Raw genomic sequence first — 1,631 nt, forward strand, 5'->3', positions numbered from 1 at the left:
CCGCACCCGGCGCACCGCCCGCCGCGCAGCCCGACCCCGCGCTGCATGCCGCGACCTTCGACATCTGGTCCGCCACGGCGCTGGCCGCGGTCGGTTCGAATCCGCCGACACCGTCCTTCACGCCGGACCGGGTGCGCTACGACGTCACCAACGACTCGCGCGCCGCCCGCCTCCAGGACGCGCTCGGCGCGGTCTCGTGGAGCGCGCTGCATCCGGAGCCGGGCAAGCCCCGTTCGCTGCTGCTGATGCCGCCGCAGCAGTGGGGCGCCAACCGGGACGAGGCCACCGCGTTGCTCGGGCAGCTGGAGCTGCTGGTTCGGAACAATCTCGCGACGCCGCGCCCGTTCGCGGACGTGCTCGCGCAGCACCCGGACGCGCAACCCTACGAGCTCGACTATCTGCCGCAGGCCGCCGAGGACGCGGTGCCCGCGCGGTTCGTGCCGCCGGTGCACGACCAAGGCCACCGGATCACCGAACTGATGCGGGCGCTGGTGGACGTGCCGGAGATCGAGCCGACCCCGAGCCAGTTCCTCACGCCGTTGCGTGACGACCTGCTCCGTGTCCTTTCCCTCTCCGATCGCCGCACCGGCAACGCCACCCAGCCGGACACCTTCGCGCAGCGACGGCTGGATCAGACGACGCGCACGACGGACAACCTGTACCGGTCGGTGACAGTGCTTCCGCCGGGCGGGGTGTACACGCTGGCGTCCGAGCAGAGCCCGTTGCTGCTGGTCGCGCGCAACGACCTACCGGTCGCGATCCGGATCAGGTTCCGCATCGAGGCGCCCGCCGAGACGAACATCACCGATATCGGCGAGCAGCAGCTCCCGCCGAAGGGCACGCGGTCGTTCCAGATCCCGACCGAGGTCAGCGACAGCCGCAACCTGGTGATTCCGATTTCACTCACCACGCCCGACGGCGTCGCACTGGGCAACGCCACCTCGGTCTCGGTGCGTTCGAACGCCTACGGCCAAGCGTTGGCCATAATTACGGCATGCGCCGGACTGCTGCTGTTCCTGTTGGCCGGGCGCCGGCTGTGGCGGCGCTTCCGTGGCGAACCCGATCCCGCCGACGAGGGCTTCGACCCTGGCATCCGGCGCCGGGTGAACAGGTACCGACGCGCGCGCATGCGAGTACTACGCGAACAGAAACACGGGCACGATGAGGGATGATCGATCCGATGCCCACATCGTGCGGGACAATCGGAGCATCGTCGCGCCCGCTCCGCTGCGGGCGCGACAACCAGCACGGCGGGGAAGGCTCGATGGGCGAAACGCCGATCGGGCATGCCGGATGCGCAGGTCCGGTACGACACAGGAGGCATGATGAGCGACGATGATTTATCCGCTCATCGGTCTCGACCTGATGAACGACCTGACGGGCCGCCCGCTCGCCGGGCCCCCGTCGCGCCGTGGGAGCGCGGGGTTCGGCCGCAGAGCGAACCGCAGGAGGATCCCGGAATGACGCACCGGGACCCCTACGGCGAGTATCCGAGGGTGCCTCGGGTCAGCCGCCCGTCCGGGCCGCCGCCGCAAGGCGGTCGGATGGCGCCGCCGTCGGGGCCCATGCCCGCTCAGCGCGGACCCCTTCCCGGACAGTCCGGCCCGATGCCCGCGCAGCGCGGACCCGGC

1 protein-coding gene is annotated in these 1,631 nt (G+C 70.9%); it reads left to right on the top strand.

Annotation, left to right across the window (positions count from 1 at the left end; genetic code table 11):
* A partial coding sequence (locus tag NL1_RS38455) for a DUF6049 family protein (RefSeq protein ID WP_245673747.1) occupies positions 1 to 1,172 on the top strand: 1,172 nt, incomplete at its 5' end.
* Between the last annotated feature and the right edge of the window lie 459 nt (positions 1,173 to 1,631).

This window comes from Nocardia lijiangensis NBRC 108240 (genome assembly GCF_001613045.1).
Lineage (GTDB): Bacteria > Actinomycetota > Actinomycetes > Mycobacteriales > Mycobacteriaceae > Nocardia > Nocardia lijiangensis.